This window comes from Modestobacter sp. SYSU DS0290, from assembly GCF_054050955.1.
The window spans coordinates 39,860-63,842 of sequence record NZ_JBJHAI010000004.1 but is presented as its reverse complement, the minus strand read 5'-3'; the positions used below and the strand labels follow the sequence as shown (position 1 = coordinate 63,842).

Below are 23,983 nucleotides of genomic sequence, written 5' to 3'. Positions count from 1 at the left end.
CGACCCCGGCTCAGCGGCGGCCGGCCGGCGACCTGGGCGGTGGCCGGCGGGGCTCCCGGTCGCCGGCGGGATCGCCCGGTCCGGCGGTGGGGAGCACGTCCCAGCCGCCGTGGTGCCACATCCACGCGTGGGCGTAGCGGTCGACGAACGGCGTCCGGTACCAGAGGCGCACCCACGCCGGCACCCGGTCCAGCCGGCGCCGGACCCCGTGGTCCGGGGGCAGCCAGTCCCAGCCGGGCAGGACCCCTGGCGGCGCCGACCAGGGACCGGGGGAGCGCCCCGGGTCCGCGGGTCCGCCGGTCAGGGGTGAGGCGCGGCGCTCCTGGGCGCGGAGGAGGGCGCGGAGGAGGGTGCGGCGCACGGCGCTGGTGCACCACAGCTCGGCGAGCCGGGTCGAGACGGGGTTCAGCACGCCGCGCACCCGGCGTCCGGCTCGGGTCATCCCACACCTCCCCGGCTGCCGTCCGCGATGCCGGGGATCCTGCCACCGATACCCGATCGAGACGTGCTCCACGGTCGCGCGCAGGTGATCACCACTGACACAGTGGGACCCGCCTCACAGCCAGTTGAGGCACTGTGCCGTCGACCCGAGGGGTTCCCCGTGCCCGATGTAGAGCCCGTCCTGGGCACCACACCACTGCTGCTCATCGCGGTGGCCGCGGTGGCCGTGCTGCTCGTCCTGATCATGAAGTTCAAGGTCCACGCCTTCGTGGCGCTGGTGCTGGTGAGCCTGCTGACCGCTCTGGCGACGCGGATCCCGACCGGCGACGTCATCGACACGATGCTGGCCGGGTTCGGCTCCACGCTGGCCAGCGTCGCGTTGCTCGTCGGCCTCGGTGCGATGATCGGCAAGCTGCTCGAGGTCACCGGCGGCGCCGTCGTGCTGGCCGACTCGATGATCAACCGGTTCGGCGAGAAGCGGGCACCGCTCGCGCTGGGCGTCGCCTCGCTGCTCTTCGGCTTCCCGATCTTCTTCGACGCCGGCTTCGTCGTCTTCCTCCCGATCATCTTCAGCGTCGCCCGTCAGTTCGGCGGGTCGGTGCTGATCTACGCGCTGCCGTCGGCGGGCGCCTTCGCGGTCATGCACGCCTTCGTCCCGCCGCACCCGGGTCCGGTCGGCGCCGGTGACATCCTGGGCGCCGACATCGGTCTGCTGGTCGTCGTCGGCCTGGTCATCGGGCTCCCGACCTGGTTCATCTCCTGCTACCTGTTCAGCCAGTGGATCGGTCGCCGGGTCCAGGTGGGCATCCCCTCGACCTTCGCCGGGCGCAAGTCCGAGGCCGACGACCCGCGGGTCGAGGCCACCGAGGTCGACGACGCCGACGGCCCGATGGGCGGCGGTGGGAGTGGTGCCACGGCGCGCGGGGGGACGGCGGCGGCCACCGCCACCCGGACCGGCCCGCCGAAGTTCAGCACCGTCCTGGCGCTGCTCCTCCTGCCGCTGGTGCTCATCCTGCTCAACACCGGCTTCAACACCCTGGCCACGGCCGGGGCGGTCGACGAGGAGGCCGGCTGGCTGGACTGGGTGACCCTGCTCGGCCAGACCCCGGTGGCGCTGCTGATCACGCTGCTGGTGGCCGCCACGGTGCTCAGCCGCGAGCGGTTCTCCCGCTCGGAGACCGAGGACCTGCTCAACTCCTCGATCGGCCCGGTCGCGGCGATCATCCTGATCACCGGCGCCGGGGGGATGTTCGGCGGTGTGCTGCGGGCCAGCGGCATCGGCACCGCCCTCGCCGACAGCCTGGAGTCCATCGGCCTGCCGGTGATCGTGGCCGCCTTCGTCATCGCCACCTGCCTGCGGGTGGCCCAGGGGTCGGCGACGGTCGCCCTGCTGACCACCGCGGGGCTCATGGCCCCGGCGGTCGCGGCCGCCGACCTCTCCCGGATCGACGTCGCGCTGGTCGTGATCGCGATCGCCTGTGGCGCCACGGTCCTCTCCCACGTCAACGACTCGGGGTTCTGGCTGGTCGGGCGCTTCCTGGAGATGGACGTCAAGACCACCCTGCGCACCTGGACGGTCATGGAGACGCTGATCGGTGTCGTGGGCTTCGCCATCGCCTGGGTGCTCAGCGGCATCTTCTGACGGGTCGTCCCCGGGCACGGACGACGTCGGCCGGGCAGCCCCGAGAGGGTTGCCCGGCCGACGTCGTCCGGTGGGTGGCTCAGTAGGCGTGGGGGTGGCTCAGTAGGCGCTGAACAGCAGGTCGTTGTTCGCCGTCCGGGTGGTCCGCACCGCGTCCTTGGTGGTCCCGGCGGTGATCGCCGAGCCCACCGCCGCCGGGGAGGCGGCCGGGTTGCCCTGCAGGTACAGCGCGGCGACGCCGGCCACGTGCGGGGTGGCCATCGAGGTGCCGCTGATCGTGCTGGTCGCGGTGTCGCCGGTGTGCCAGGCGCTGGTGATCCCCACGCCGGGGGCGAAGAGGTCCACGCAGCTGCCGTAGTTGCTGAACGAGGCCGGGGCGTCGGTGCGGTCCGTCGCCCCCACGGTCAGCGCTCCGGTGACCCGGGCGGGCGAGGAGTAGCAGGCGTTCTGCGGCACGCCCCGGGCGTTGCCGTTGCCGGCGGCCACCGCGTAGGTGACCCCGTCGGCGATCGAGCGCGCCACGGCGTCGTCCAGCGCGGTGCTGGTCCCGCCGCCGAGGCTCATGTTGGCGACCGCCGGCCGGCCGGGCTGGTGGTGGGCGGTGACCCAGTCGATGCCGGCGATGACCCCGGCGTTGGTGCCGCTGCCCGCGCAGTCCAGCACCCGCACGGCCACCAGCTGCACGTCCTTGGCGACGCCGTGGGCGGTGCCGCCGACAGTGCCCGCCACGTGGGTGCCGTGCCCGTTGCAGTCCTCGGCGCTGCCGCCGTCGACCGCGTCGTAGCCGGAGACCGCCCGTCCGCCGAAGTCGCCGTGCCCCAGCCGGATGCCGGTGTCGATGACGTAGGCGGTGACGCCGGCGCCGGTCGCGGTGTAGCCGTAGCTGCCGTCGAGCGGCAGCGACCGCTGGTCGGTGCGGTCCAGGCCCCAGGTGGCCGAGGACTGGGTGGCGCTGAGCGCCACCGGCGCGTCCCGCTCGACGCCCGCCACGCCCGGGAGCGTCGCCAGGCGGTCGGCGAGGGCGGTCGGCAGCTCGACGGCGAAGCCGCTGAGGGCCGCGGTGTACACGTGCTCCACCTCGCCGCCGAACCGCTGGGCGGCCCGCTCGGCGATCGCGGCGGCGGACGAGCCGGGCACCAGGGTCACGATGTAGGTGTCCTTCGGACCGGCGGGGCCGGCGGAAGCGGTGCCGGCGGTGGCACCGAGGCCGGTGGCCACCAGCGCGGTCAGCGCCGCGGTGGCCAGGGTCCGGCGGGGGAGGCTGCGGTTGAGCACGGGATCTCCTCGGTCGACGTGGCCGCACTCTCAGGTACGACTCAGACACGGAGAGTCAAAGCGGATCCCGGCCGTTCTGGAAAGAGCGGAGGCGATGGGATCGATGCCGCACCGGCGCGTCGCCCGGACTCGCCCGAGCGACGCGCCGGCGGCCGGCTCAGCCGGGGAGCTCCGTCCCGTCCCGCAGGGCGCACAGCAGCGCGATGTCGCGGGCGTGCCCGTCGTCGGCGCTGGGGGTCTCCACGACCACCGGGACGCCGGCCATCAGCGGGTGGGTGAGCAGCTCGCCGAAGGGCGCGGCCCCGATCGACCCGGCCCCGATGGTGGTGTGCCGGTCGCGGGTGGACCCCCGGGCGTCCAGCGAGTCGTTGGCGTGCACCAGGCCCAGCCGGCCGGGGCCGACGGTCTCCTCGAGCACGGTCAGCATCGCCGTCATGCCGCCGGGAGACGCCAGGTCGTGACCCGCCGCCCAGGCGTGGCAGGTGTCCAGGCAGACCCCGACCGCCGGGTGCTGCTCCAGCGCCGCCAGGTACGGCCCCAGGTCCTCCACCGTGGCGGCGAGCGACTTCCCGCCACCGGCGGTCGGCTCGACGAGCAGCCGGGGCGCGTCCTCGGGCAGCTCGTCCAGCACCGGGAGCAGCCGGTCGTGCAGCTGGGCCAGCGCGGCCTCGTAGCGGTCGGCACCCACCGCCGAGCCGGCGTGCACCACGACGCCCGCACAGCCCAGCTCCCTGCCGCGAGCCAGGTTGTGCCGGATGGTCGCGATCGACTGCTCGACCGTCGCCTCGCTGGGTGAGCCGACGTTGACCAGGAACGGGGTGTGGATGAACGAGGGCACCCCTCGTTCGGCGCAGCCGGCGGTGAACGCGGCGTCCTGCGCCGGGTCCCCGGCGCTGGGCTTCCAGCCGCGCGGGTTGCCGACGAAGACCTGGACGGCGCGGGCCCGGACGGCGTCGGTGTAGGCCAGCCCGCCCTTGGCCAGGCCGCCCTTGATCTGGATGTGCGCCCCGATCGGCGGCAGGAGGCCGGGGGTGGGCAGGGCGGGGGTGGGCAGGGCGGAGGAGGGCAGGGTGGTGCTGGGGGAGGTCACGAGGAAGAGGTCACCCGAAGCTGATGAGGATGCGGACGGTGCTGCCCTGGTCGACGACCTCGCCGGCCCGGGGGCTCTGCTGGAACACGCGGTCGCCCGCGATGAACTGGGTGGACTCGGCGTTCAGCCCCGCCTGCGTGAGCAGCGCCGTCGCCTCGTCCTTGGACTTGCCCTTCACGTCGGGCACGGTCACCTGCGGCACGCCCTCGGAGACGGTGATCGTCACGGTGCTGCCGTAGCGCTGTGCGGCGTCCCCGGGGCCGGGGCTGACCGCCATGACCTCACCGGGGTCGACCTCGGCGCTGCGGCCGGTGGCGGTGGCGACGTCGAAACCGCGTTCGGTCAGGTTGGCCGTCGCGGCGTCGGGGCTGAGGCCGACGACGTCGGGGACCTTCACCGGGGCCCGCCCCGCGCTGACCACCGCGATGACGGGGTCGTTCCGCTTCAGCTCGGTGCCGGCCGCGGGCTCGAAGCCCAGCACCGTGCCGGCCGGCTGCTCGTCGTCGAACTCCTCGCGGGACGTCAGGGTCACCGGCACCCCGGCCTCGGTGAGCGCGGCCTGCACCGCGTCCAGCGGCTGCCCGACCAGCGCGGGGTCGACCTCGAACCGCTCCTGGCCCTTGGACACCACCAGGGTGACGTCGGTGCCGCGGATCGCCTCGCCGTCGGCCGGGTCGGCGGAGATCACGGTGCCCGCGGGGACGTCCTCGCTGAAGACCTCCTCGCCGAAGGCCGGGTCGAGCCCCGACTCCTGCAGCAACCCGACGGCGGTGTCCCGGTCCTTGCCGACCAGGTCGGGCACGTCGGTCCAGCGGCCCACGCCCAGCCACCACCCGACGGCCCCGATGGTGATCGCCAGCAGCAGGACGACGGCCAGGCCCAGGCGGGCCCGTCGGCGGCGGATGTGCGCGGGCACCCCCGGCCGGACAGAGGGGTGCCGGGACGCACCCGGGCGGGTGCCACCGACGTGGGCCGTGGCACCGCTGCCGGCGCCGGGCAGCACGGTGGTGCCGCGGCTGCGGCCGCCGCCGAGCACCTCGGTGCGCGGGTCGGTGCGGCCCAGGCCGGGAGCGCTCGCCCCGCGCGGCCGGGGGGCGGTGGTCCGGTTCGTGGGGCGCAGCGTGCCCGGGGCATCGGTGGTCCGGCCGGTGGGCACCGGCACGCGGGCCAGCCCCAGGTCGGTCCGCAGGTCGATGAGCTCGGCGAGGAAGGCCCCGGCGTCCAGCGGGCGGCCGGCCGGCTCGCGGCGTGTCGTGCGCGCGACCAGCTCGTCGACCTGCCAGGGCACGCCCGGCACCTCCGCCGACGGTGCCGGCACGTCGTGGTGCACGTGCTGGTAGGCCACCGCGAGCGAGGTGTCGCCCTGGTACGGCGGGTGCCCGGTGAGCAGCTCGTAGAGCATGATCCCGGCGGCGTAGACGTCGCTGCGGGCGTCGCTGCGCCCGCGCTCCAGCTGCTCGGGGGAGAGATAGGCGACGGTGCCGATGAGCACGCCGCCGGTGTGGCTGGTCTGCCCGGTGCCGGCGACGGCGCGGGCGAGACCGAAGTCGGCGACCTTGACCTGGCCGTCGGTGGAGATCAGCACGTTCTCCGGCTTGACGTCGCGGTGCGCGATGCCGGCCCGGTGGGCCGCGGTGAGGCCGGCGAGCACCGGCTCGAGCACGGCGAACGCCTCGCCGACGGTGAGCCGGCCGCGGGCCTGCAGCAGGTCGCGCAGGGTGCGGCCGCGGACCAGCTCCATCACCAGGAAGACCAGGCCCTGGTCGGCGCCCTGGTCGCTGACGGACACGACGTTGACGTGGCTGAGCATCGCCGTGGCCCGTGCCTCGCGGGTGAACCGGTCGACGAAGGCGGGGTCGTGCGCCAGGTGCTCGGCCATCACCTTGACCGCGACCGTGCGGTGCAGCCGCAGGTCGGTGGCGGCGTAGACGGTGGACATGCCGCCGCGCGCGAGGCGCTCCTCGAGGCGGTAGCGCCCCTCGAGGACGAGGCCGACCGCGGGGTCGGTCACGACGGTGTCCACGCCGGTGAGTCTAGGAGCGGATCCGGCCGGCTGGACGAAACGACGCGGACTCGTCGGGACGATGGGCCGGGTGTGACCCGATGGGCTGGACGGACGGGGGCGCCGCGGTCCAGGTGGTGGTCGGCGGGGCCGGCCACCGACCAGCCGCCTCGGCTCAGTGGGACGGACCCGGGGTGGAGCGGCCCGCCCGGACGACGGTGTCCCCGGGCACGGAGCGCACGTCGTCGAGGCCGCACACCACCATGGTGTGCGCGAGCTCCTCGGTCAGGCCACCCAGCACCCGCACCACGCCGTCGGCGCCGCCGGCCGCCAGCCCCCAGGTGGTGGGCCGGGCGACGAACACCGCCCGGGCGCCCAGCGCCAGCGCGACCAGCGCGTCCGACCCCGACCGGATCCCGCCGTCGACGTAGACCTCGACCTCACCGGCGACCGCGTCGACCACCTCGGGCAGGGCGTCGGCGCTGGCGACGACCGGGTCGGCCTGCCGGCCGCCGTGCGTGGACACCCAGACGGCGGCGGCGCCGGCCGCGACGCAGCGGGCCGCGTCGTCGCCGCGCAGCACGCCCTTGACCACCACCGGCAGCCCGGAGACGGCGGTCAGGCGGTCGATGTCGGCGAACGTCCACGCCGGCGACTCGACCGCCCGCATCGACACCGGCGCGCCGCCCGCCCCGGGGTGGTTGGCCATCGCCGGCCCGGCGGGGAGGTCGAAGCCGTTGCGCAGGTCGCGCAGCCGCCGGCCGAGCACCGGGACGTCGGCGGTGAGCACCAGGGCCTGGTAGCCCGCGGCACCGGCGCGCCGGGCCAGGTCGTCGGTGTGGGCCGGGGAGTGCAGCCGGTAGAGCTGGAACCAGCGCGGCCCGGCCGGGGTGACCGCGGCGACGTCGGCCAGCGCGGTGTTCGCGCTCGTGGAGACGGTCATCAGCGCACCGACCTCGGCCGCGCCCCGGGCGGTGGCGCGCTCGCCGTCCGGGTGCGCCATCGCCTGGAACCCCCATGGCGCCACCCCCACCGGGGTGGCGACCGGCGTGCCCAGCAGCGTCGTCGCCAGCTGCGGCGGGGCGTCACCGCGCAGCACCCGGGGGCGCAGCCGCCACCCCCGCCAGGCCGCGGTCGCCTCGGCGAGGGTGATCTCCGCTCCGGCGCCGCCGGCGTAGTAGTCGTGGACCTCGGCCGGCAGCTCCTCCCGGGCCCGGTCCTCCAGCGCGGCCAGGTCCAGGTACCGCGGCTCCATGGCGGCAGCCTAGGGAGACCGTCACGTCGCGCCGACCAGGGCGGGCGTCAGCCCAGGTCGGCGGAGAGCCACCGCTGGGGATCGAGGTGGACGAGGACCTGCTCGCCGTGGTCGGCCAGCGCGACCTGGACGTACCCCTCCACCGCCGGCGGTGGCAGGTACCGCCGGGCCATCGCCCGGACGTCGTCCTCGGTCGCGGGGCGGATGCCGGCCACCGGGCCCTCGACCGACACGTACCGGACGCTGGGTGCGACCCGGTCGACCAGCAGGGTGAACCGGCCTGCCGCCTCGATCAGCCGGGCCTTGCGCGAGGCGGCGGGGGTGACGATCCACGCCGTGCCGCCCGGCTCGTAGCCGTACCAGATCGGGACGGCCAGCGGCCCGCGGTCGGGGCCGGCAGCGACCGACAGGGCGGCGACGTGCGGTTCGGCGAGGAACTGCTCGCGTTCGACGGTGCTCAGCGCCATGCGTCGATGCTGCCCGGGGGGTCTGACAGGACCGGCGCCCCGCGGCGGGCGCCCCGCCCGCTGCGCAATAGGCTGGCGTGGTGGACACGCTCACCCCCGCCGAGGTCGCCCAGCAGCTCGGCGTCTCGCCCAACCGGGTGCGCCAGCTGCTGCGCGAGCACAAGCTGATCGCCGTGCCCGGCAGCGGCAACAGCAAGATCCCGGCCGACCTGCTGCTGGACGGCGAGGTCCTCCGGCACCTGCCCGGACTGCTCACCGTCCTGATGGACGGCGGCTACACCGAGCAGGAGGCCTTCGAGTGGCTGTACCGGGAGGACGACACGCTGCCCGGCACGCCGGTGCAGGCGCTGCGGGACGACCGGCACCGCGAGGTCGTGCGCCGCGCCCAGGCCCTCGCGTTCTGAGTCGGCGAGCCCGTTGAGCCGGCGATGGGGCAGCTGACCTACGGGGCGCTCCTGGTGGGCTGCCTCGTGGTCACCGCCCCGCTGGAGCTGCTGCTGCGGGTGCGGGTCTACGCCCGCTGGCGCCGGTTGCTGCTCGCGCTCGTCCCCGAGCTGGTCGTCTTCCTCGGCTGGGTGCTGTACGCCATCGCCCAGGGGCACTGGGACTACAGCGCGGACCGCACCGTCGACGTCCGGCTGCCCGGCGGCATCCCGGTCGAGGAGGTGCTCTTCTTCGTCGTCGTGCCGATCTGCGCCGTGCTGGCCCTGGAGGCGGTGCGGAAGGTGACCGGCTGGGACGCCGGCTACCCCGCCGAGGAGGCCGAGCGGTGAGCTACTCGGCGCTGGCGGTGCTCGCGGTCGTCGCCGTCCTCGTGGTCGACCTCGCCGTCCTGCGCACCCGGCTGGTCACCCGGCCGGTGTTCTGGACGGCGTACGCGATCGTGATCGGCTTCCAGCTGCTGATGAACGGCGTGCTCACCGGCCTGGACGTGGTCACCTACGACCCGGACACCATCTGGGGCCCGCGCATCGCCTACGCCCCGGTCGAGGACCTGCTGTTCGGCTTCGCCCTGGTGCTGCTCACCCTGGCCAGCTGGGCGGCGGTCAACCGGCGGGCGAACACCGCCAGGCGTCGCGGCCGGGACACCCGGACCCGGCGGTCCAGCACCCGGTAGTCGGCGCGCTCGATCTCGGTGAGGATCCCGCCGTACAGGGCGGTGGCCGCGCGCACGCAGTCCCGGGACTCGCGCGCCAGCATCGGGGTGCCGGGTGCGGCGTCGTCGTAGCGGCGGCGGGTGACCGCGATCATCTCCCGCATCAGCGCGGTGAAGCCGGGGGAGTGGCGCCTGGCGGCGAGCTGCTCCCGGGTGACCCCGTGCGCGGCCATCAGGTCTGCCGGCAGGTAGACCCGGCCGCGGTCGACGTCCTCGGCGACGTCGCGCAGGAAGTTGGTCAGCTGGAACGCCTCGCCCAGGGCGATGGCGTGCGGCGCCGCCTCCTCCCGGGCGACCCCGGGGGCGGTGCCGAGCACGGGGAGCACCTGCAGCCCGATGACCGACGCCGACCCCCACATGTACCGGTCCAGGGCGTCCAGGTCGGCGTAGCCGGTGACCTCCAGGTCGCTGGTCATCGCGGCCAGGAAGTCGACCAGGTGCTCGACCGGTATCGCGTACCGGCGGTAGGTGTGCACCAGCGCCAGCCGCACCGGGTCGTCGGACCAGCCGGCCGAGACCTCCTCCAGGGCCGCCGTCGACCAGGCCAGCAGCTCGCCCTCGGGGTCCCGGCCGGGCTGGTCGGCGCCGACGTCGACGATGTCGTCGGCCACCCGGGCGGCGGCGTACAGCGCGTGGACCGCCGCCCGGCGGTCCGGGGTCAGCAGCCGGGTGGCCAGGAAGTAGGACTTGCCGTGCTCGGCGGCGATCCCGCGGCACACCGCGTAGGCCGCGTCGAGCGTCGCCTGCTGCTGTTCCCGGGTGGGCGGCGGGACGGCGGTCACGACGGCACCCCGGTGATCCGCTCGGCGGCCAGCCGGCCGCTGATCACCACCATCGGCACCCCGACGCCGGGCTGCACCGACGAGCCCGCCAGCACCACGTTCTCCGGTCCCGAGCGGGGCAGCGTGGACGGGCGGAACGGCCCGGTCTGCCCGAAGGTGTGCGCCAGCGCGAACGGGGTGCCCGCGGCCATGCCCTGCGCCGCCCAGTCGACGGGGGTCAGCAGCTCCTCCACCTCGATCGTGTCGGCGACGCCGGTCCAGCCGCGGGCGTCGAGGGTGGCCAGCAGCTCCTCGCGGTAGCGCGGCGCCAGCACCGGCCAGTCCAGGTCGGGGTTGCCGCCGCTGCGCGGGTCGAGGTTCGGCGTCGGCGCGACCACGCTGAGCACCTGACCGCCGTCGGGGGCCAGCGACCGGTCGGTGACCGAGGGCATGCTGATCAGCAGGCTCGGGTCGCTCATCGGCCGCCCGTCGCGGGTGAGCTCGTCGAACACCTGCCGCCAGGTCTGCCCGAAGCTGATGGTGTGGTGCGCCTGGTCGGGGAACGTCGCGCGGGCGCCCAGGTGCAGGGCCACGCAGGACGGCGAGTAGACCGGGCGCCGTGGGCCGCGCAGGCCGGGTACCAGCCGGTGCGGCGCGTCGGCGGTGACCACGACGGCGTCGGTGGGCAGCCGGTCGCCGTCGGCCAGCCGGACGGCGGTGACCCGGGAGCCGTCCACCTCCAGCTCGGCGTCCACCCCGTACCGGAACTCCACCCCGGCGTCGGTGGCCGCGGCGGCCATCGCCCGGGGCACCGCGCCGATCCCGCCCTCGGGGTGCCAGACCCCGGCGCCGATGTCGAGCTGGGCGATGACCGCGTAGGCGGCGATCGCGTGGAACGGCGACACCCCGGCGTAGAGCGCCTGGAAGCTGAACAGCCGGCGGAGCCGGTCGTCGGCGAAGAACCGGTCGACGTGCGAGGACAGCCGCCGGAAGCCGCCGCGGCGGACCAGCTGCACCAGCTCGGGACCGGCCAGGTCCAGCGGGGAGTCCAGGTTGCGGTCGATGAACGTGCCCAGCTGCAGCCGGTACAGCTCGGCGAGGTCGTCGAGGTAGCGGTGCAGGGCTGCGGCCTCGGCCGGCCCGCACAGCTGCTCGACCTCGGCGGCGAACGCGGCGCGGTCGGCGTGCACGTCCAGGTGGCTGCCGTCGGCGAACTGGGCCCGGTAGGTGGTCGCCAGAGGGGTGAGGGGGACCCGGTCCTCCAGGCGGTCGCCGACCGCGGCGAACGCCTCGGCCAGCACCTCCGGGGCGGTGAACACCGACGGGCCGGTGTCCAGGGTGTACCCGGCCCGGGTGACCACCCCGGCGCGCCCGCCGGGGCCGGGGCAGCGGTCGACGACGGTCACCTCGCGGCCGGCGCCGCGCAGGCGGAGGGCCGCCGACAGCCCGGCCAGCCCGGCACCGACGACGACCACCCGGTCGGTGCTCCCGGGCACGGTGCGGACCCGGCCGCGGCGCAGGCCGCTCACGCGGTGCGGGTGGTCGCGGCGACCGCCAGCGCGTCCAGCGCGGCGCGGGCGTCCTCGGCGACGGGCGCCTCGGCGATCGCGGTCCGGGCGAGGGTGGTCCGCTCGGTGATCCGCTCCTCGACCCGGGCCCGGGCGCCGGTGGCCTCGATCAGCTCGCGCAGCGCGGCGAGCTGGTCGGGGCCGGCGGTCGGGTCGCCCAGGGACTCGGCCAGCAGCCGCCGGCCGGCGGCGTCGGCGCGCTCCTCGGCCAGCGCGATGAGCAGGGTCTGCTTGCCCTCGCGCAGGTCGTCGTCGACGGACTTGCCGGTGACCGCCGGGTCGCCGAAGACGCCCAGCACGTCGTCGCGCAGCTGGAAGGCCTCGCCCAGGGGCAGGCCGATCGCGGTGTAGGCCTCGGTGACCGCCGGCGCCGCACCGGCGATGGCCGCGCCCAGCTGCAGCGGGCGCTGCACGGTGTACCCGGCACTCTTGTACCGGGCGACGGTCAGCGCGCCCTCGGGGCCGGGCAGCCCGCCGCCGGCGCGCAGCAGGTCCAGGTACTGGCCGGCCGTCACCTCGGTGCGCATCACGTCCCAGACCGTGCGTGCCCGGGCCAGCGCCGCGGCGGAGATGCCCGACCGGCGCAGCTGCTCGTCGGACCACACCAGCGCCAGGTCACCGACGAGGATCGCCGCCCCGACCCCGAACAGGGCCGCGTCGCCGTCGAGCCCCTCGTCCCCGTGGCGGGCGGCGAAGCCGATGTGCGTGGCCGGCCGGCTGCGGCGGGTCAGGGCGCCGTCCATCACGTCGTCGTGCACCAGCGCGCTGGCGTGCACGAACTCCAGCGCGGCGACCGCGCGCAGCACCGCGGCGTCGTCCTCGGGCCGGTCGCCCCAACCGGCGGCCCCGCGCCAGCCCCAGTAGGCGAACAGCGGGCGCAGCCGCTTGCCGCCCTCGGCCAGGGCGCACACCTCGTCGACGACCGGCGCCAGCTGCGGGGCCATGGCCCCGAGGGTCGCGCGCTGCTCGCTGAGGAACGCCGCCAGCGCGTCGCTGACGGCGCTGCGGACACGGTCCAGGTCGGCCGCCTGCGAGGCGGCGACCTCGGGGCCGGGTGGGCTGTCGCGGTGCTGGGTCCCGGCGATCACCGGGCCAGTATTGCCCAACTCGATCGGTCGCGGCCCGGCCAAGGTGTCAGTTGGCTGACACCGGTTCATCTGTTCTCCCACCCCGGACCGCTGCGGGCCCTGCTCCGGCGCTGTCGGAGGTCCTTCGCCCGCGACCGGCCGTCCGGATGCAGCCACTACCCTCCCGTTCGTGACCGGCACGGTGCGCGAGCTCCTCGCCCAGCAGCAGCCCACGTGGTCGTTCGAGTTCTTCCCACCCAAGGACGCGGCGGGGGAGACCCAGCTGTGGACCGCCCTGCGCGAGCTGGAGCGCCTGCAGCCCTCCTTCGTGTCGGTGACCTACGGGGCGGGCGGCTCCACCCGCGAGGGCACTGTCGCGGTGACCGAGCGGATCGCTGCGGAGACGACGATGCTGCCGCTGGCGCACCTCACCGCGGTCGACCACAGCGTCGCGGAGCTGCGGCACGTGGTCAGCCGGCTGGCCGCAGCCGGGGTGCGGAACCTGCTGGCACTGCGCGGCGACCCGCCCGGCGCCGACCCGCAGGCCGAGTGGGTGGCCCATCCCGAGGGCGTGCGGTACGCCGCCGACCTGGTCGAGCTGATCAAGGACGCCGGCGACTTCTGCGTGGGCGTGGCCGCCTTCCCCGAGCTGCACCCCCGGTCGCCGGACGCCGAGGCCGACACCGAGATGTTCGTCGCCAAGTGCCGTGCCGGCGCGGACTTCGCGATCACCCAGATGTTCTTCCGGGTCGAGGACTACCTCCGGCTGCGCGACCGGGTGGCCGCCCGCGGCTGCGACGTCCCGATCCTCGCCGGGGTGATGCCGGTGACCAGCGCCCGGCAGATCGCGCGGATCGTCGAGCTGTCCGGGCAGGCGTTCCCCGACGAGCTGGCCACGCGCTTCGCCGCGTTGGACGGCGACACCCCCGAGGCCCGGCGGGCGGTGCGGGAGCTGGGCGTGGAGGTGGCCACGCAGATGTGCAGCCGGCTGCTGGACGAGGGCGTCCCGGGGATCCACTTCATCACCATGAACCGCTCGACGGCGACCCGGGAGGTCCACGCGAACCTCGCCGGGGTGCCGGCGGTCTGACCCTCAGCGGGACAGCAGCTCGTCGGCCTCCCGCGCCGCCAGGCGCAGCCCCTCGTGCTCGGCGGCGTAGCCACCGGCGACGCCCACCACGGGCAGCTGGGACAGCGCCCGGTGGCGCAGCTTGCCCTTGGGGCGGGCGTCCAGGGCGTCGTCGATCCGGCCGAGCAGCCGGGCGACCCGCCACAGGGCACGGGCCGCGCCGCCGACGCCCGAGCGCCGTTCGCCGAACGCCTCCTGCACGTACACGCCGCGGTCGCGCTCGAGCAGTGGGCGTACCTGCTCCGCGGGCAGCTCCCGGTCCACCAGCACCCGGGTGAGCAGGGCGATCCGCTCGGCCGGGTCGGTCACCCGGTGCTCGGCGGCCACCCCGAGCACGACCAGGGACTGCACCGCCGAGCCGACGGTGTTCTGCAGCGGCAGCAGGTCGGCCAGCCGGCCGGCGAACCGCGGCGCCGCCGAGACGCCGGCGGCGACCCGGCTCACCCGGTCGGCCCACCAGGCGGCGCGCTGCTCGGCCGGCAGCTCGGGGGGACGGCCCAGCCGCCGGACCACGGGGGCCAGCACCCGGTCGACCCGGCGCAGGACGTCGACGACGACGGCGTCGCTGATCGGAGGAGCCACGACGCGACCGTAGGGGCCGGGGAACGGACCCGCAGGGTCAGCCGGTGACCTCGGGTGGCTCGGCCAGCGGCGCGCGGGTGTGCGTCATCAGGTCGACCAGCTCGGTCATCGCCCGGCGTACCGCTGCGATCTCGTCGGCGACCTGGTCCAGCCCGCCGTCACCCCGGCCGGAGGCGACCGCGGTCTCCACGGTCAGCCCGTCGACCTCCACGGCGCTGCGCTCCAGCCGCTCCAGGTCTGCCAGGTGCTGGAGCTCCACGGACAGGGCCGCGGCCTGGTCGCGGTGCCGGATCAGCGCGTCGGCGCGGAAGCCCAGCCGTCGCGCGGCGGCGTCCAGGGCGCTGTGCTGGCGGTCCCAGAACTCGGCAGCCGGACCCGTGGGGCGTGCGCCCAGGTTCCCTCGTGCCTGCTGGATCCGAACGGCCAGGTCCACGATCTGGCGGACCTCGGCGTCCCCGTCGAAGGCAGCTCGGGTGTGGGCGAGCAGCGGTGAGCGCCAGGAGGGCTCGCGCACCGTCTCGGCCCAGGCCCGGCTGGCGGCTCCGGCGACGCGTGCCTCGATGGTGTCCCAGGCGGCCAGGCTCACCTCCGGGGGTGGCGGCGGCGGGGCGCTGGCCTCCCGCCGGTCGAGCACCAGGACCCCCGCCGCCGGGACCAGCAGCGCCAGCCCGCCGGTGAGGAGCAGCGCCAACACCGCCGCCACCCACTTCTGGTCGGTGTCGAGCGACCGCCACTGGCGACCGGTCCAGACCAGCCAGTCCAGGCTGGCCAGCCGGTCCAGCAGTCGTCCCCAGGCCGGTGGACCGGACCGCTGGGTGGTGGCCGGCTTCGCGGTGATGACCAGCAGGCCGTCTGTCAGGTAGCGGTCCGGCCACAGCCCCCGGGCGCCGCCCGGGGCTTCCGCTCCCGGCCCGTCAGCGCCGCTCATGGCGAAGTCCTCTCCTGTTCCGCATCCCGCTCCGGTGCACCCTCCCTCACCCGCTCGGGTCGGTGGAAGAGGCGCGACCGATGCGGAGCCATGATCACCGGCCCAGGCGGGTTGCGGGCAACCGACGTACGGTCTGGGCGTGGCACGACGGCGGACCGGGGCAGCCGCCCGCTGGGGGGCCGTGGCCGCCGGTGTCGCGGTGCTGGTCAGCCTCCCCGCGCTGCTCGGCGCCCTGCCGGCCACCGACGCCCCGGTCTCCGCGGCGGACCTGCGGGCGCGGGCGCTCGCCTCGGCCGACGTGCCGTACTCCGGCTACGCCCAGGCGGCCGGTGGGCTGGCGCTGCCGGTGGGTCAGCAGCTCACCCCGGTCGCCGACCTGCTCAGCGACCGGACGTCGATGCGCGCCTGGTACCGCGGCCCGTACGACTGGCGGGTGGACGTGGTCACCCCGACCGGGGAGACCGACGTGCACCGCGACCGCGGCGGCGTCTGGACCTGGGAGTACGAGGACGCGGTCGTGACCCGCTCCGTGACCGGGCCGCTCACGCTGCCCACCGCACCGGACCTGCTGCCCACCGCGCTGGGGTGGCGACTGCTGTCCGAGGCCGACGACGCGGAGCTGTCCCGGCTGCCGGCGGCACGGGTGGCCGGGCGCGACGCCCTCGGCCTGCGCGTGGTCCCCGCCGCCGCCGCCTCCTCGGTCGGCCGGGTCGACGTGTGGGTCGACTCCGCCAGCGGCCTCCCGCTGCGGGTGCGGGTGGTCGGCGAGGGCGGCACCGACGCCGATCCGGCGCTGGACACCGCCTTCCTCGACGTCGACCTGGCCGTCCCCCCGGCCCAGGTCACCCGGTTCACCCCGCCGCCGGCGCGGGAGCTGCGCACCGGCCCGGACCAGCAGCTGCTCGACGCCGCGCGGGTCGGTGCCCGGGACGACGTCGTCCTGCCCGGCGCCCTGGCCGGGCTGGCGCGGCGGGACGTGCCGGGGGCGCCGACCTCGATCGCCGCCTACGGCCGCGGGGTGACCGTGCTCGTCGTCGTCCCGCTGCCGGACGAGGCGGCCGGCAGCCTGCAGGCGGCGCTGCGGCGTGCGCCGGACGCCGTCGTCGACGACCTCGGCGTGCGGATCGCCGCCGGGCCGCTGGGCCTGATGCTGGTCGAGGGCCGACGCGGGCCGCTGCTGCTGACCGGGACGGTCGACGGCGAGGCGCTCGCGGCCGCGGCCGGCGAGCTGCTGGCGGGCGGGCAGCGGTGAGCACGGTCATCGGGACCCGTGGGCTGGTCAAGCGGTACGGGCGGCTGCGCGCCGTCGACGGCATCGACCTCGACGTGCGCGCCGGGGACGTCTACGGCTTCCTGGGGGCCAACGGCTCGGGGAAGACGACGACGGTGCGGATGCTGCTGGGCCTGGTGCTGCCCACCGAGGGCGAGGTGCGGCTGCTGGACCGGCCGATGCCGCGGCGGGCCCGGGAGGTGCTGCCCCGGGTGGGCGCCCTGGTCGAGGGCCCGGCGCACTACGGCCACCTGTCGGGGCGGGCGAACCTCGCGCTGCTGGACGCCGCCGGCCCCGGCGGGTCCCGGCGCACCCGGCGGGCGCGGATCGACACGGTGCTGGAGCAGGTGGGGCTGGCCGGGGTGGGCCGCCGGCCGGTGCGCGACTACTCGCTGGGCATGCGGCAGCGGCTGGGCCTGGCCGGGGCGCTGCTGCGCCGTCCGGAGCTGCTGGTGCTCGACGAGCCCACCAACGGCCTGGACCCGCAGGGGATCTCGGAGATCCGCGAGCTGCTGCTGGCGCTGAACCGGGAGGGGACGACGGTGTTCCTCTCCAGTCATCTGCTGGCCGAGGTCGAGCAGCTGGCCACCCGGGTCGGGGTGCTCGACCGCGGGCGGCTGGTGCTGCAGGACGAGCTGGCCACGCTCACCGCGCCCACCGGGTCGACGGTCGTGGAGACCCCCGACGCCGAGCGGGTGCGCGCGACGCTGGACGGCCGGGTGCTCTCCGTCGACGGCTCGCGCGCCGTCGTGCGCGGCGACCCGGCCGAGGTGAACGCCGCGCTGGTGGCCGCCGGGGTGCCGGTCACCGGGCTGGCGCTGCAGCGGCCGACCCTGGAGGAGGTGGTGCTGGCCGCGGCGAGCACCAGCGCCGACCGGGTGGACGCGCCGGGGGAGCGGAGCCGGCGGTGATCGGCGTCGAGCTGCGCAAGCTGTTCCGCCGGCCGCGGACCTGGGTGACGATCGGGCTGCTCAACGCGCTGCCGGTGCTGGTGGCCGTGCTGCTCGCGGTCACCGACCTGGCGCCGCGGCCCGGGGAGGGCCCGGCGTTCCTCTCCGCGGTGCTCACCAACGGCACCCTCTACCCGCTGGCCGCGCTGGCGATCGTGCTGCCGCTGTTCCTGCCGATCGCGGTGGCGCTGATCGCCGGGGAGTCGGTGGCCGGGGAGGCGCAGGCCGGCACGCTGCGCTACCTGCTCGCCCGTCCCGCGGGGCGCACCCGGCTGCTGGTCGCCAAGCTGGTCGCGCTGATCGCCTTCGTCTTCGTCACCGTGCTGGTGGTGGCGGTGGTCGGCTACCTGGTGGGGCAGCTGCTGTTCGACGTCCAGCCGATCGGCGGGACGGCGCTGTCCGGCACGACGCTCACCGCCCAGGAGCTGGCCGGCCGCACCCTGCTGGCCATCGGCTACGTCACCGTGTCGATGCTCGGGGTGGCGGCGTTCGCGCTGTTCTTCTCCACGCTCACCGACTCCCCGCCCGCCGCGATGCTCGGCGCGCTGGCGGTGCTCATCGCCTCGTCGCTGCTGCTCACCCTGGACGCCGCGTCGTCCTTCGCGCCCTACCTGCCCACCCGCTACTGGCTGGCGTTCGTCGACCTGTTCCGCGACCCGGTGTTCTGGCGCGACATCGTGCGCGGCCTGGCGCTGCAGGGGGTCTACGTCGGGGTGCTGCTGGCGGCGGCGTGGGCGAACTTCACCACCAAGGACATCACCAGCTGATGAAGGACCCCACTGCCCCCCACACCTCGCAGGCTCGGTGCGGGTCCCTGCAGCGGGGCCGTGGCCGGGGCGGGGTCAGCCGGCGCTGAGCGTCGCGCAGTCGGCCGGGCCCAGCTCGACCGGGTCGCCCGGCTGCAGCTGGGCCACCACCATCGCCTGCACCAGCGGGTCGGTGGGCAGCCGGCCGTGCGACACCTGCGAGTCGGCGCACACCGACTGCACCGGCAGCTCCAGCGCACCGGCCAGCTCGGCCGACGACGGCGGGGTCACCGTCCGGTCGACGGTGGTCCAGATCGACACCCAGCTGGGCCCGGCCGGCGTCTCGTCCCCGGCGTTCAGGCCGGCGAGCAGCTCGCTGTCGGTGGTCAGCTGCTGGCAGCCCGCCCCGCACTCGGCGGGCACGAAGCTGCGCGCCAGGTCCGCGACGGTGGTGCCGTGGTGCGGCGAGCCCAGGGTGACCACCCGCCGGGCCTGCGCCGCGCCCCCGCCGGCGGCCCACACCCGGGCGATCACCCCACCGGCGGAGTAGCCCACGATGTCGACGCTCTCGGCGCCGGTGCGGGCCAGGGCCTCGTCCACGGCGTCCCCGAGCGCGTCGGCCGAGCCCCGCAGGTCGCCGGTGCCGCCCTCCGGCACCTCGACGACGGTCGCGTCGCGCCCCTCGGCGGCGAGCCGCTCGGCCAGCGGCCGCAGCGACTCCGTCGACCCGCCGTACCCGGGCACCAGCAGCACCGGGCCGGGCCGCTCCGGATCGGCCACGGAGACCGGGCCTGCGTCGTCCCCGGTCAGCAGCGGGACGGCGACGGCGACGGCCGCGGCCACCAGCACGAGCGCGAGCAGCGCCAGGAGCAGACGACGGCGGGCGGGGGCGAGACCGGCGAGCACGGACCCACTGTCCCCGCTGCCAGCGCCCGCTGCCCGCACCGTGGTGGACTGCACGGGTGCTGAGCCGCGAGGAGTACCTCATCGCGTGGTCCCGCTGGCACGGCGGCACCGATCCGGCCGCCAGCCGGCTGGTGCGTGGCTGGCTCACCCTGGCCTACACGCTGGCCGTGCCGCTGGCCCGGGTGTCGCCGCTGGTGGCGACGGCGCTGGGCCTGGTCGTGGCGGGTGCGGCCGTGCCGGCGGCGGCCGCCGGGGGGCTCTGGCTGATCGCGGCCGGGCTGCTGGTGGGCCTGTCCGGGCTGCTGGACTCCCTGGACGGTGCGCTGGCGATCGCCGGCGGGCGGGCCTCGCGGCGGGGGTTCGTGCTGGACTCCGTCGTCGACCGGCTCACCGAGGTCGCCTACGCGCTCGCGCTGTGGGCCGCCGGGGCGCCGGGCTGGCTGGCCGTGGCGTTCGGGGCGCTCTGCTGGCTGCCGGACTACCTGCGTGCTCGCGCCGGGCAGGCCGGGGTGAGCGAGACCGGCGCCATCTCGGTGTGGGAGCGCCCCACCCGGGTGGCGATGACCGGGATGACCCTCGGCGGGGCCGGGGTCGTCGCAGCGGTGGTGTCGCCGGCCCTGATCTCCTCGGAGCTGGTCGTGGGCATCGGCACCGGCGTCGGGTGCCTGCTCGGTCTCGTCGGCACCGCGCAGCTCGGCGTCCAGCTGCGCCGGGCGCTGGGGGAGGAGCCCGCGGGGTCTTGACCCGGACGGCGAGGTCGGCCTGACTGCACCGGTGACCGCCGAGACCGAGACCACCACCGCACGGACCGTCGCCGACGCGCAGACCGCCTTCGGGCTGGGCCTGCTGCGCGCCGTCGCCGCCCGCCGTCCCCACGACGACCTGCTGCTGTCGCCGACGTCGGCCGCGCAGGCCCTCGGCCTGCTGTACCCGCGCCTCGCCGGGCCCCGCGCCGCACAGCTCGGGGCCGTGCTGCGGCTCCCCGCGTGGTCGGCGGAGCTGGCCGCGGCCCTGGGGGAGCACACCCGGGCGCTCGCCGCGCTCCGCTCCGAGGCCGACCCGGACGGCGAGCGAGCCCGCGATGTGCTGCAGGTGAGCAACCGGCTCTGGACCGCGACCAGGTACCACCTCGACCCCGCACATCTGACCGCGGTGCGCACCGCCTTCGGTGCCGAGATCGGTGCCCTCGACTTCGCGCAGGACCCCGCCGGTGCCACGGACCGGGTCAACGCCGCGGTCGCCGCGGACACCCGGGGACTGATCCGGAGCCTGTTCGACCAGCCGCTGGGCCGGGACACCGTGCTGGTGCTCACCAACGCGGTGCACCTGCGCGCCCGCTGGGCCAGCCGGTTCACCTCGACCGCCCCGGCGCCGTTCAGCGCGCCGACCGGCACGGTCGAGGTGCCGATGATGTCGGGCGCGTCGGGCACCGCCCGCGCTGCCGCCGGCTGGCAGTCGGTCGAGCTGCCCTACCGCGACGGCACGTTGACCGCGGTCGCGCTGCTGCCGCCCGTGGGCACCGACCCGGCCACCGCCGACGAGCCGCTGCTCGCCGCGCTGGCCGACGCGCCGCCGGCCCGGGTCGACGTCCGGCTGCCCCGGCTGCACGTCGAGCAGACCCACGGTGACCTGCTGGAGCCGCTGGCCGAGCTGGGGGTGCCCGTGGCGGTGCCCGAGCTCGGGCCGGACGCGCGGATCGACCAGGTGGTGCAGAAGGTGTTGCTCGACGTCGACCAGGACGGCACGGTGGCCGCCGCGGCCACGGGCGTCACCGTCGTCGCCACCTCCTTCCGGACGCCGCTGCCCGAGGTGGTCTTCGACCGGCCGTTCCTGCTGCTGCTCACCGACACCGCCACCCGCTCGCCGCTGTTCCTGGCCCTGGTCCGCGACCCGTCCCGCTGACCCGGCCGGGGGAGGGCGCCGGGCGGAGGCAGGACGGGGCTCCTACGCTTGCCGGGCACCGCGGACGCCGCGGGTCGTCCCCCGCCGTCCAGCAGGAAGCAGCTCAGCCATGCCCGTCGTCGTGACCGGATCGATCGCCACCGACCACCTGATGACCTTCCCCGGCCGGTTCGCCGACCAGTTCGTCGAGGGGAAGATGCAGAACGTCTCGCTGTCCTTCCTCGTCGACGACCTGGTCCAGCACCGGGGCGGAGCCGGCGCGAACATGGCCTACGGCCTGGCGCTGCTCGGGCAGCGGCCGGTGCTCGTCGGTGCCGTCGGCGGCGACTTCGCCGACTACGACGCCTGGCTGACCCGGCACGGGGTCGACACCGGCAGCGTGCACTGGTCCGAGCTGAAGCACACCGCCCGGTTCACCTGCACCACCGACGCGGCGAACAACCAGATCGCGTCCTTCTACTCCGGCGCGATGAGCGAGGCCTCGCTGATCGAGCTGGCGCCGGTGGTCGGCCGGATCGGCGGGGTCGACCTGGTGGTGATCGGGCCCAACGACCCGACCGCGATGGTGCAGCACACGCAGGAGTGCCGGCAGCTGGGCTTCCCCTTCCTCGCCGACCCCTCGCAGCAGCTGGCCTGGGCCGACGGCGAGATGATCCGCGAGCTGGTCGACGGCGCGGAGCTGCTGTTCACCAACGAGTACGAGCACGCGCTGCTGCTGCAGAAGACCGGCTGGGACGACGCCGAGGTGCTCGGCCGGGTCGGCAGCTGGGTGACCACCCGGGCGGCCGATGGCGTGCGGGTGGAGCAGGCCGGTCAGGAGCCGATCGAGGTGATCGCCGTCCCGGAGACCAAGCCGGTCGAGCCCACCGGTGGCGGCGACGCGCTGCGCGCCGGCTTCGTGGCCGCGCGGCAGTGGGGGCTGGGCCTGGAGCGGTGCCTGCAGGTGGGCTCCGCGGTCGCGACGGCCGCCGTCGAGGTGATCGGCACCCAGGAGTACTCGCTGCCGGTGGAGGACTTCCTGGCGCGGTTCGCCGACGCCTTCGGCGCCGACGCCGCCGCCGAGGTCGCGCCCCACCTCCCCGCCTGAGCCGGCCGCCCGTCGCTACGCCGGCGGCGAACGGGCTCGCCTCCCGGCCGGGCCGGGCGCTTGGCTGTCCGCATGGAACTCCTGGTGCTCGGCGGAACGGCCTGGTTGGGGCGTGAGATCGCCCGGCAGGCGCTGGCCCGTGGGATCGAGGTCACCTGCCTGGCGCGCGGTGAGTCCGGGGCGGTCGCCCCGGGAGCGCGGCTGGTCGCCGCGGACCGGGACCGGCCGGGCGCGTACGACGGTGTGTCTGGTCGGCGCTGGGACGCCGTGGTGGAGGTGTCGTGGCAGCCGGGACACGTGCGGGAGGCGCTGGCGGCGCTGGGCCCGCGGGCCGGGCACTGGACCCTCGTCTCCTCCGGCAACGTCTACGCCGACCACTCGGTCCCCGGGGCGGACGAGACGGCCGAGCTGCTCCCCGCCACCGACCGGCAGCGGGCCGGACGCGCCCTCTACGGGGCGGCGAAGGTGGCCTGCGAGCAGCTGTCCCGGGAGGCGCTGGGTGACCGGCTGCTCGTGGCACGGGCCGGGCTGATCGGTGGGCCGGGTGACGTCAGCGACCGATCGGGTGCCTGGGTGGCCCGGGCGGCCGCCGACCCCACGGGCCCGCTGCTCGTGCCGGACACCCCGGACCTGGCCACCCAGGTCGTCGACGTCCGCGATCTCGCCGGCTGGCTGCTGGACTGCGCACAGGCCGGCGTGACCGGCACCTACGACGCGGTGGGGCCGGTCGTGCCCTTCGGGGAGTGGGTGTCGCTGTGCCGTGCGGTCGGCGGACACACCGGCCCGACCGTGCCGGCGCCGGCCGACTGGCTGGTCGAGCAGGGCGTGGCCCAGTACATGGGCGAGGAGTCCCTGGCGATGTGGCTGGCCGATCCGGGACACCGTGGCTGGTCCGCCCGTTCCGGGGCCGCCGCCGCGGCCGCCGGGCTGACCCACCGGCCGCGCGAGTCCGTGCTGCGCGACCTGCTGGCCTGGGAACGGGACGAGGGTCTGGACCGGCCCCGGCGGACCGGGTTGTCGGCCGCGCGGGAACGGGAGCTGATCGCCGCCCTGCGCGCCACCGGCGGCTGACCGCCCGCGGCGTCACCCGCCGCGGAGGCGCTCCCCGATGGCGGGGTCCGCGGCCCAGTCGCGGTAGGGGATCCGCCGGATCGCCCGGACCTCGCCGATCGTCGACCACTCGTCGCCGCCCAGGCGGGCCAGCGGCCGCAGGTGCTCGATGCGGGGCCGGCCGTCCTCGACAGCGGTCTCGGCGACGGCGATGCCGACCACCCGGCCGAAGACGACGGTGCTGTCGCCGAAGGACACCGTGCCGTGCAGCACGCACTCCAGCGACACCGGCGACTCGGCGACCCGGGGCACGCCGACGACGGCGCTGGGCTCCAGCCGCACCCCGGTGTGCTCGGCCTCGTCCTGGTCCGGTGGGAAGTCGGTGCCGGTGGCGTTGACCTGCTCGAACAGCGCCTCGGGGGTGAGGCTGACGGTGAACTCCCGGGTCTGCTCGGCGTTGGTGAGCGAGTCCTTGCGCCCCACCGAGGTGAACTGGACGACCGGTGGGTCGACGCAGGCCACGGTGTAGAAGGAGTGCGGGGCCAGGTTGAGCACGCCCGCGGCGGAGCGGGTGCAGACCCACGCGATCGGGCGGGGCACGACGACCGAGTTGAGCACCCGGTAGAAGGCCCCGGGCGCCATCTCGGTGGGATCGAAGTGCACCCGCGGGGAACTGCTCTGCTCGGTCACCCGGTCATCCTCGCGCCCC

Annotated in this window: 24 protein-coding genes and 1 pseudogene; 12 read left to right on the top strand and 13 right to left on the bottom strand. The window is 75.9% G+C overall.

Annotation, left to right across the window (positions count from 1 at the left end; genetic code table 11):
• Nucleotides 1–10 precede the first annotated feature (10 nt).
• Nucleotides 11–442 (bottom strand): hypothetical protein, encoded by a 432-nt coding sequence (locus tag ACI795_RS05805; protein WP_457074294.1) that lies wholly within the window; start codon nt 440–442, stop codon nt 11–13.
• A gap of 159 nt (nt 443–601) precedes the next feature.
• Between ACI795_RS05805 and ACI795_RS05800 the strand changes: the two genes are divergently transcribed.
• Entirely contained in the window at nt 602–2,083 is a 1,482-nt protein-coding gene (locus ACI795_RS05800) for a GntP family permease (RefSeq protein ID WP_457074292.1), read from the top strand.
• Nucleotides 2,084–2,182: 99 nt separating this feature from the next.
• On the opposite strand, the gene ACI795_RS05795 is transcribed toward ACI795_RS05800, so the two are convergent.
• From ACI795_RS05795 to ACI795_RS05775, 5 genes are all read right to left on the bottom strand, one after another.
• A complete protein-coding gene (locus ACI795_RS05795) occupies nt 2,183–3,358 on the bottom strand; it encodes a S8 family peptidase (RefSeq protein ID WP_457074290.1) in 1,176 nt (391 codons plus the stop codon).
• Nucleotides 3,359–3,515: 157 nt separating this feature from the next.
• Nucleotides 3,516–4,448, bottom strand: coding sequence for a deoxyribonuclease IV (locus ACI795_RS05790; RefSeq protein WP_457074288.1), 933 nt, complete (start codon nt 4,446–4,448; stop codon nt 3,516–3,518).
• Between the two features lie 10 nt (nt 4,449–4,458).
• Entirely contained in the window at nt 4,459–6,471 is a 2,013-nt protein-coding gene (gene pknB, locus ACI795_RS05785; protein ID WP_457074286.1) for a Stk1 family PASTA domain-containing Ser/Thr kinase, read from the bottom strand.
• Between the two features lie 154 nt (nt 6,472–6,625).
• Nucleotides 6,626–7,705 carry an alpha-hydroxy acid oxidase gene (locus ACI795_RS05780; protein WP_457074285.1) on the bottom strand — a complete coding sequence of 360 codons (1,080 nt, stop codon included), beginning with the start codon at nt 7,703–7,705 and terminating at the stop codon, nt 6,626–6,628.
• Nucleotides 7,706–7,752: 47 nt separating this feature from the next.
• Nucleotides 7,753–8,172 (bottom strand): pyridoxamine 5'-phosphate oxidase family protein, encoded by a 420-nt coding sequence (locus tag ACI795_RS05775; RefSeq protein WP_457074284.1) that lies wholly within the window; start codon nt 8,170–8,172, stop codon nt 7,753–7,755.
• An 80-nt stretch (nt 8,173–8,252) separates the two neighbouring features.
• Between ACI795_RS05775 and ACI795_RS05770 the strand changes: the two genes are divergently transcribed.
• The 3 genes and pseudogenes from ACI795_RS05770 to ACI795_RS05760 form a co-directional block, all read left to right on the top strand.
• Nucleotides 8,253–8,576, top strand: a complete 324-nt coding sequence (locus ACI795_RS05770) for an Rv2175c family DNA-binding protein (protein ID WP_457074283.1) — start codon at nt 8,253–8,255, stop codon at nt 8,574–8,576.
• Between the two features lie 24 nt (nt 8,577–8,600).
• Nucleotides 8,601–8,945 carry a lycopene cyclase domain-containing protein gene (locus ACI795_RS05765; protein ID WP_457074282.1) on the top strand — a complete coding sequence of 115 codons (345 nt, stop codon included), beginning with the start codon at nt 8,601–8,603 and terminating at the stop codon, nt 8,943–8,945.
• Nucleotides 8,942–9,151, top strand: a pseudogene (locus tag ACI795_RS05760) (lycopene cyclase domain-containing protein); the annotation flags it as partial. The gene ACI795_RS05765 and the pseudogene ACI795_RS05760, both read left to right, overlap by 4 nt.
• Here the strand turns inward: ACI795_RS05760 and ACI795_RS05755 are convergent.
• Genes ACI795_RS05755 through ACI795_RS05745 form a run of 3 tightly spaced genes read right to left on the bottom strand, consistent with a single transcriptional unit; the run spans nt 9,148 to nt 12,745 of the window.
• Entirely contained in the window at nt 9,148–10,110 is a 963-nt protein-coding gene (locus ACI795_RS05755; RefSeq protein WP_457074281.1) for a phytoene/squalene synthase family protein, read from the bottom strand. The pseudogene ACI795_RS05760 and the gene ACI795_RS05755 overlap by 4 nt on opposite strands.
• The gene (gene crtI / locus ACI795_RS05750) at nt 10,107–11,618 is read right to left on the bottom strand and encodes a phytoene desaturase family protein (RefSeq protein WP_457074280.1); all 1,512 of its coding nucleotides are present in this window, start codon (nt 11,616–11,618) and stop codon (nt 10,107–10,109) included. The genes ACI795_RS05755 and crtI overlap by 4 nt, the downstream gene beginning before the upstream one ends.
• The gene (locus ACI795_RS05745) at nt 11,615–12,745 is read right to left on the bottom strand and encodes a polyprenyl synthetase family protein (protein ID WP_457074279.1); all 1,131 of its coding nucleotides are present in this window, start codon (nt 12,743–12,745) and stop codon (nt 11,615–11,617) included. Before ACI795_RS05745 ends, crtI begins: the two co-directional genes overlap by 4 nt.
• 169 nt (nt 12,746–12,914) lie before the next feature.
• Here ACI795_RS05745 and metF point away from each other — a divergent pair, with 169 nt between their 5' ends.
• Nucleotides 12,915–13,814, top strand: coding sequence for a methylenetetrahydrofolate reductase [NAD(P)H] (gene metF / locus ACI795_RS05740; protein ID WP_457074278.1), 900 nt, complete (start codon nt 12,915–12,917; stop codon nt 13,812–13,814).
• 3 nt (nt 13,815–13,817) lie between these two features.
• Here the strand turns inward: metF and ACI795_RS05735 are convergent, their stop codons facing one another.
• Together ACI795_RS05735 and ACI795_RS05730 are read right to left on the bottom strand one after the other, a co-directional pair.
• Nucleotides 13,818–14,435: a hypothetical protein gene (locus ACI795_RS05735; RefSeq protein ID WP_457074277.1), complete on the bottom strand. Its 618-nt coding sequence runs from the start codon at nt 14,433–14,435 to the stop codon at nt 13,818–13,820.
• A 37-nt stretch (nt 14,436–14,472) separates the two neighbouring features.
• Entirely contained in the window at nt 14,473–15,363 is an 891-nt protein-coding gene (locus ACI795_RS05730; protein ID WP_457074275.1) for a hypothetical protein, read from the bottom strand.
• A gap of 139 nt (nt 15,364–15,502) precedes the next feature.
• On the opposite strand from ACI795_RS05730, the gene ACI795_RS05725 reads away from it, so the two are divergent.
• Genes ACI795_RS05725 through ACI795_RS05715 form a run of 3 tightly spaced genes read left to right on the top strand, consistent with a single transcriptional unit; the run spans nt 15,503 to nt 18,350 of the window.
• Nucleotides 15,503–16,615 carry a transcriptional regulator gene (locus tag ACI795_RS05725; RefSeq protein WP_457074274.1) on the top strand — a complete coding sequence of 371 codons (1,113 nt, stop codon included), beginning with the start codon at nt 15,503–15,505 and terminating at the stop codon, nt 16,613–16,615.
• Nucleotides 16,612–17,544 carry an ATP-binding cassette domain-containing protein gene (locus ACI795_RS05720; protein WP_457074273.1) on the top strand — a complete coding sequence of 311 codons (933 nt, stop codon included), beginning with the start codon at nt 16,612–16,614 and terminating at the stop codon, nt 17,542–17,544. The genes ACI795_RS05725 and ACI795_RS05720 overlap by 4 nt, the downstream gene beginning before the upstream one ends.
• Nucleotides 17,541–18,350: an ABC transporter permease gene (locus ACI795_RS05715; protein WP_457074272.1), complete on the top strand. Its 810-nt coding sequence runs from the start codon at nt 17,541–17,543 to the stop codon at nt 18,348–18,350. The genes ACI795_RS05720 and ACI795_RS05715 overlap by 4 nt, the downstream gene beginning before the upstream one ends.
• A gap of 75 nt (nt 18,351–18,425) precedes the next feature.
• On the opposite strand, the gene ACI795_RS05710 is transcribed toward ACI795_RS05715, so the two are convergent.
• The gene (locus ACI795_RS05710; RefSeq protein WP_457074271.1) at nt 18,426–19,235 is read right to left on the bottom strand and encodes a lipase family alpha/beta hydrolase; all 810 of its coding nucleotides are present in this window, start codon (nt 19,233–19,235) and stop codon (nt 18,426–18,428) included.
• Between the two features lie 56 nt (nt 19,236–19,291).
• On the opposite strand from ACI795_RS05710, the gene ACI795_RS05705 reads away from it, so the two are divergent.
• The 4 genes from ACI795_RS05705 to ACI795_RS05690 all read left to right on the top strand — a co-directional run bounded on the left by ACI795_RS05705 (nt 19,292) and on the right by ACI795_RS05690 (nt 23,295).
• Complete coding sequence (locus tag ACI795_RS05705; protein ID WP_457074270.1) at nt 19,292–19,978, top strand: CDP-alcohol phosphatidyltransferase family protein; 687 nt, start codon at nt 19,292–19,294, stop codon at nt 19,976–19,978.
• 31 nt (nt 19,979–20,009) lie between these two features.
• Nucleotides 20,010–21,137, top strand: coding sequence for a serpin family protein (locus tag ACI795_RS05700; protein WP_457074269.1), 1,128 nt, complete (start codon nt 20,010–20,012; stop codon nt 21,135–21,137).
• Nucleotides 21,138–21,246: 109 nt separating this feature from the next.
• A complete protein-coding gene (locus tag ACI795_RS05695) occupies nt 21,247–22,224 on the top strand; it encodes a carbohydrate kinase family protein (protein ID WP_457074268.1) in 978 nt (325 codons plus the stop codon).
• 72 nt (nt 22,225–22,296) lie between these two features.
• Nucleotides 22,297–23,295 carry an NAD-dependent epimerase/dehydratase family protein gene (locus ACI795_RS05690; RefSeq protein ID WP_457074267.1) on the top strand — a complete coding sequence of 333 codons (999 nt, stop codon included), beginning with the start codon at nt 22,297–22,299 and terminating at the stop codon, nt 23,293–23,295.
• A 12-nt stretch (nt 23,296–23,307) separates the two neighbouring features.
• Here ACI795_RS05690 and ACI795_RS05685 read toward each other — a convergent pair whose 3' ends face one another.
• A complete protein-coding gene (locus tag ACI795_RS05685) occupies nt 23,308–23,964 on the bottom strand; it encodes a flavin reductase family protein (protein WP_457074266.1) in 657 nt (218 codons plus the stop codon).
• Nucleotides 23,965–23,983 lie beyond the last annotated feature (19 nt).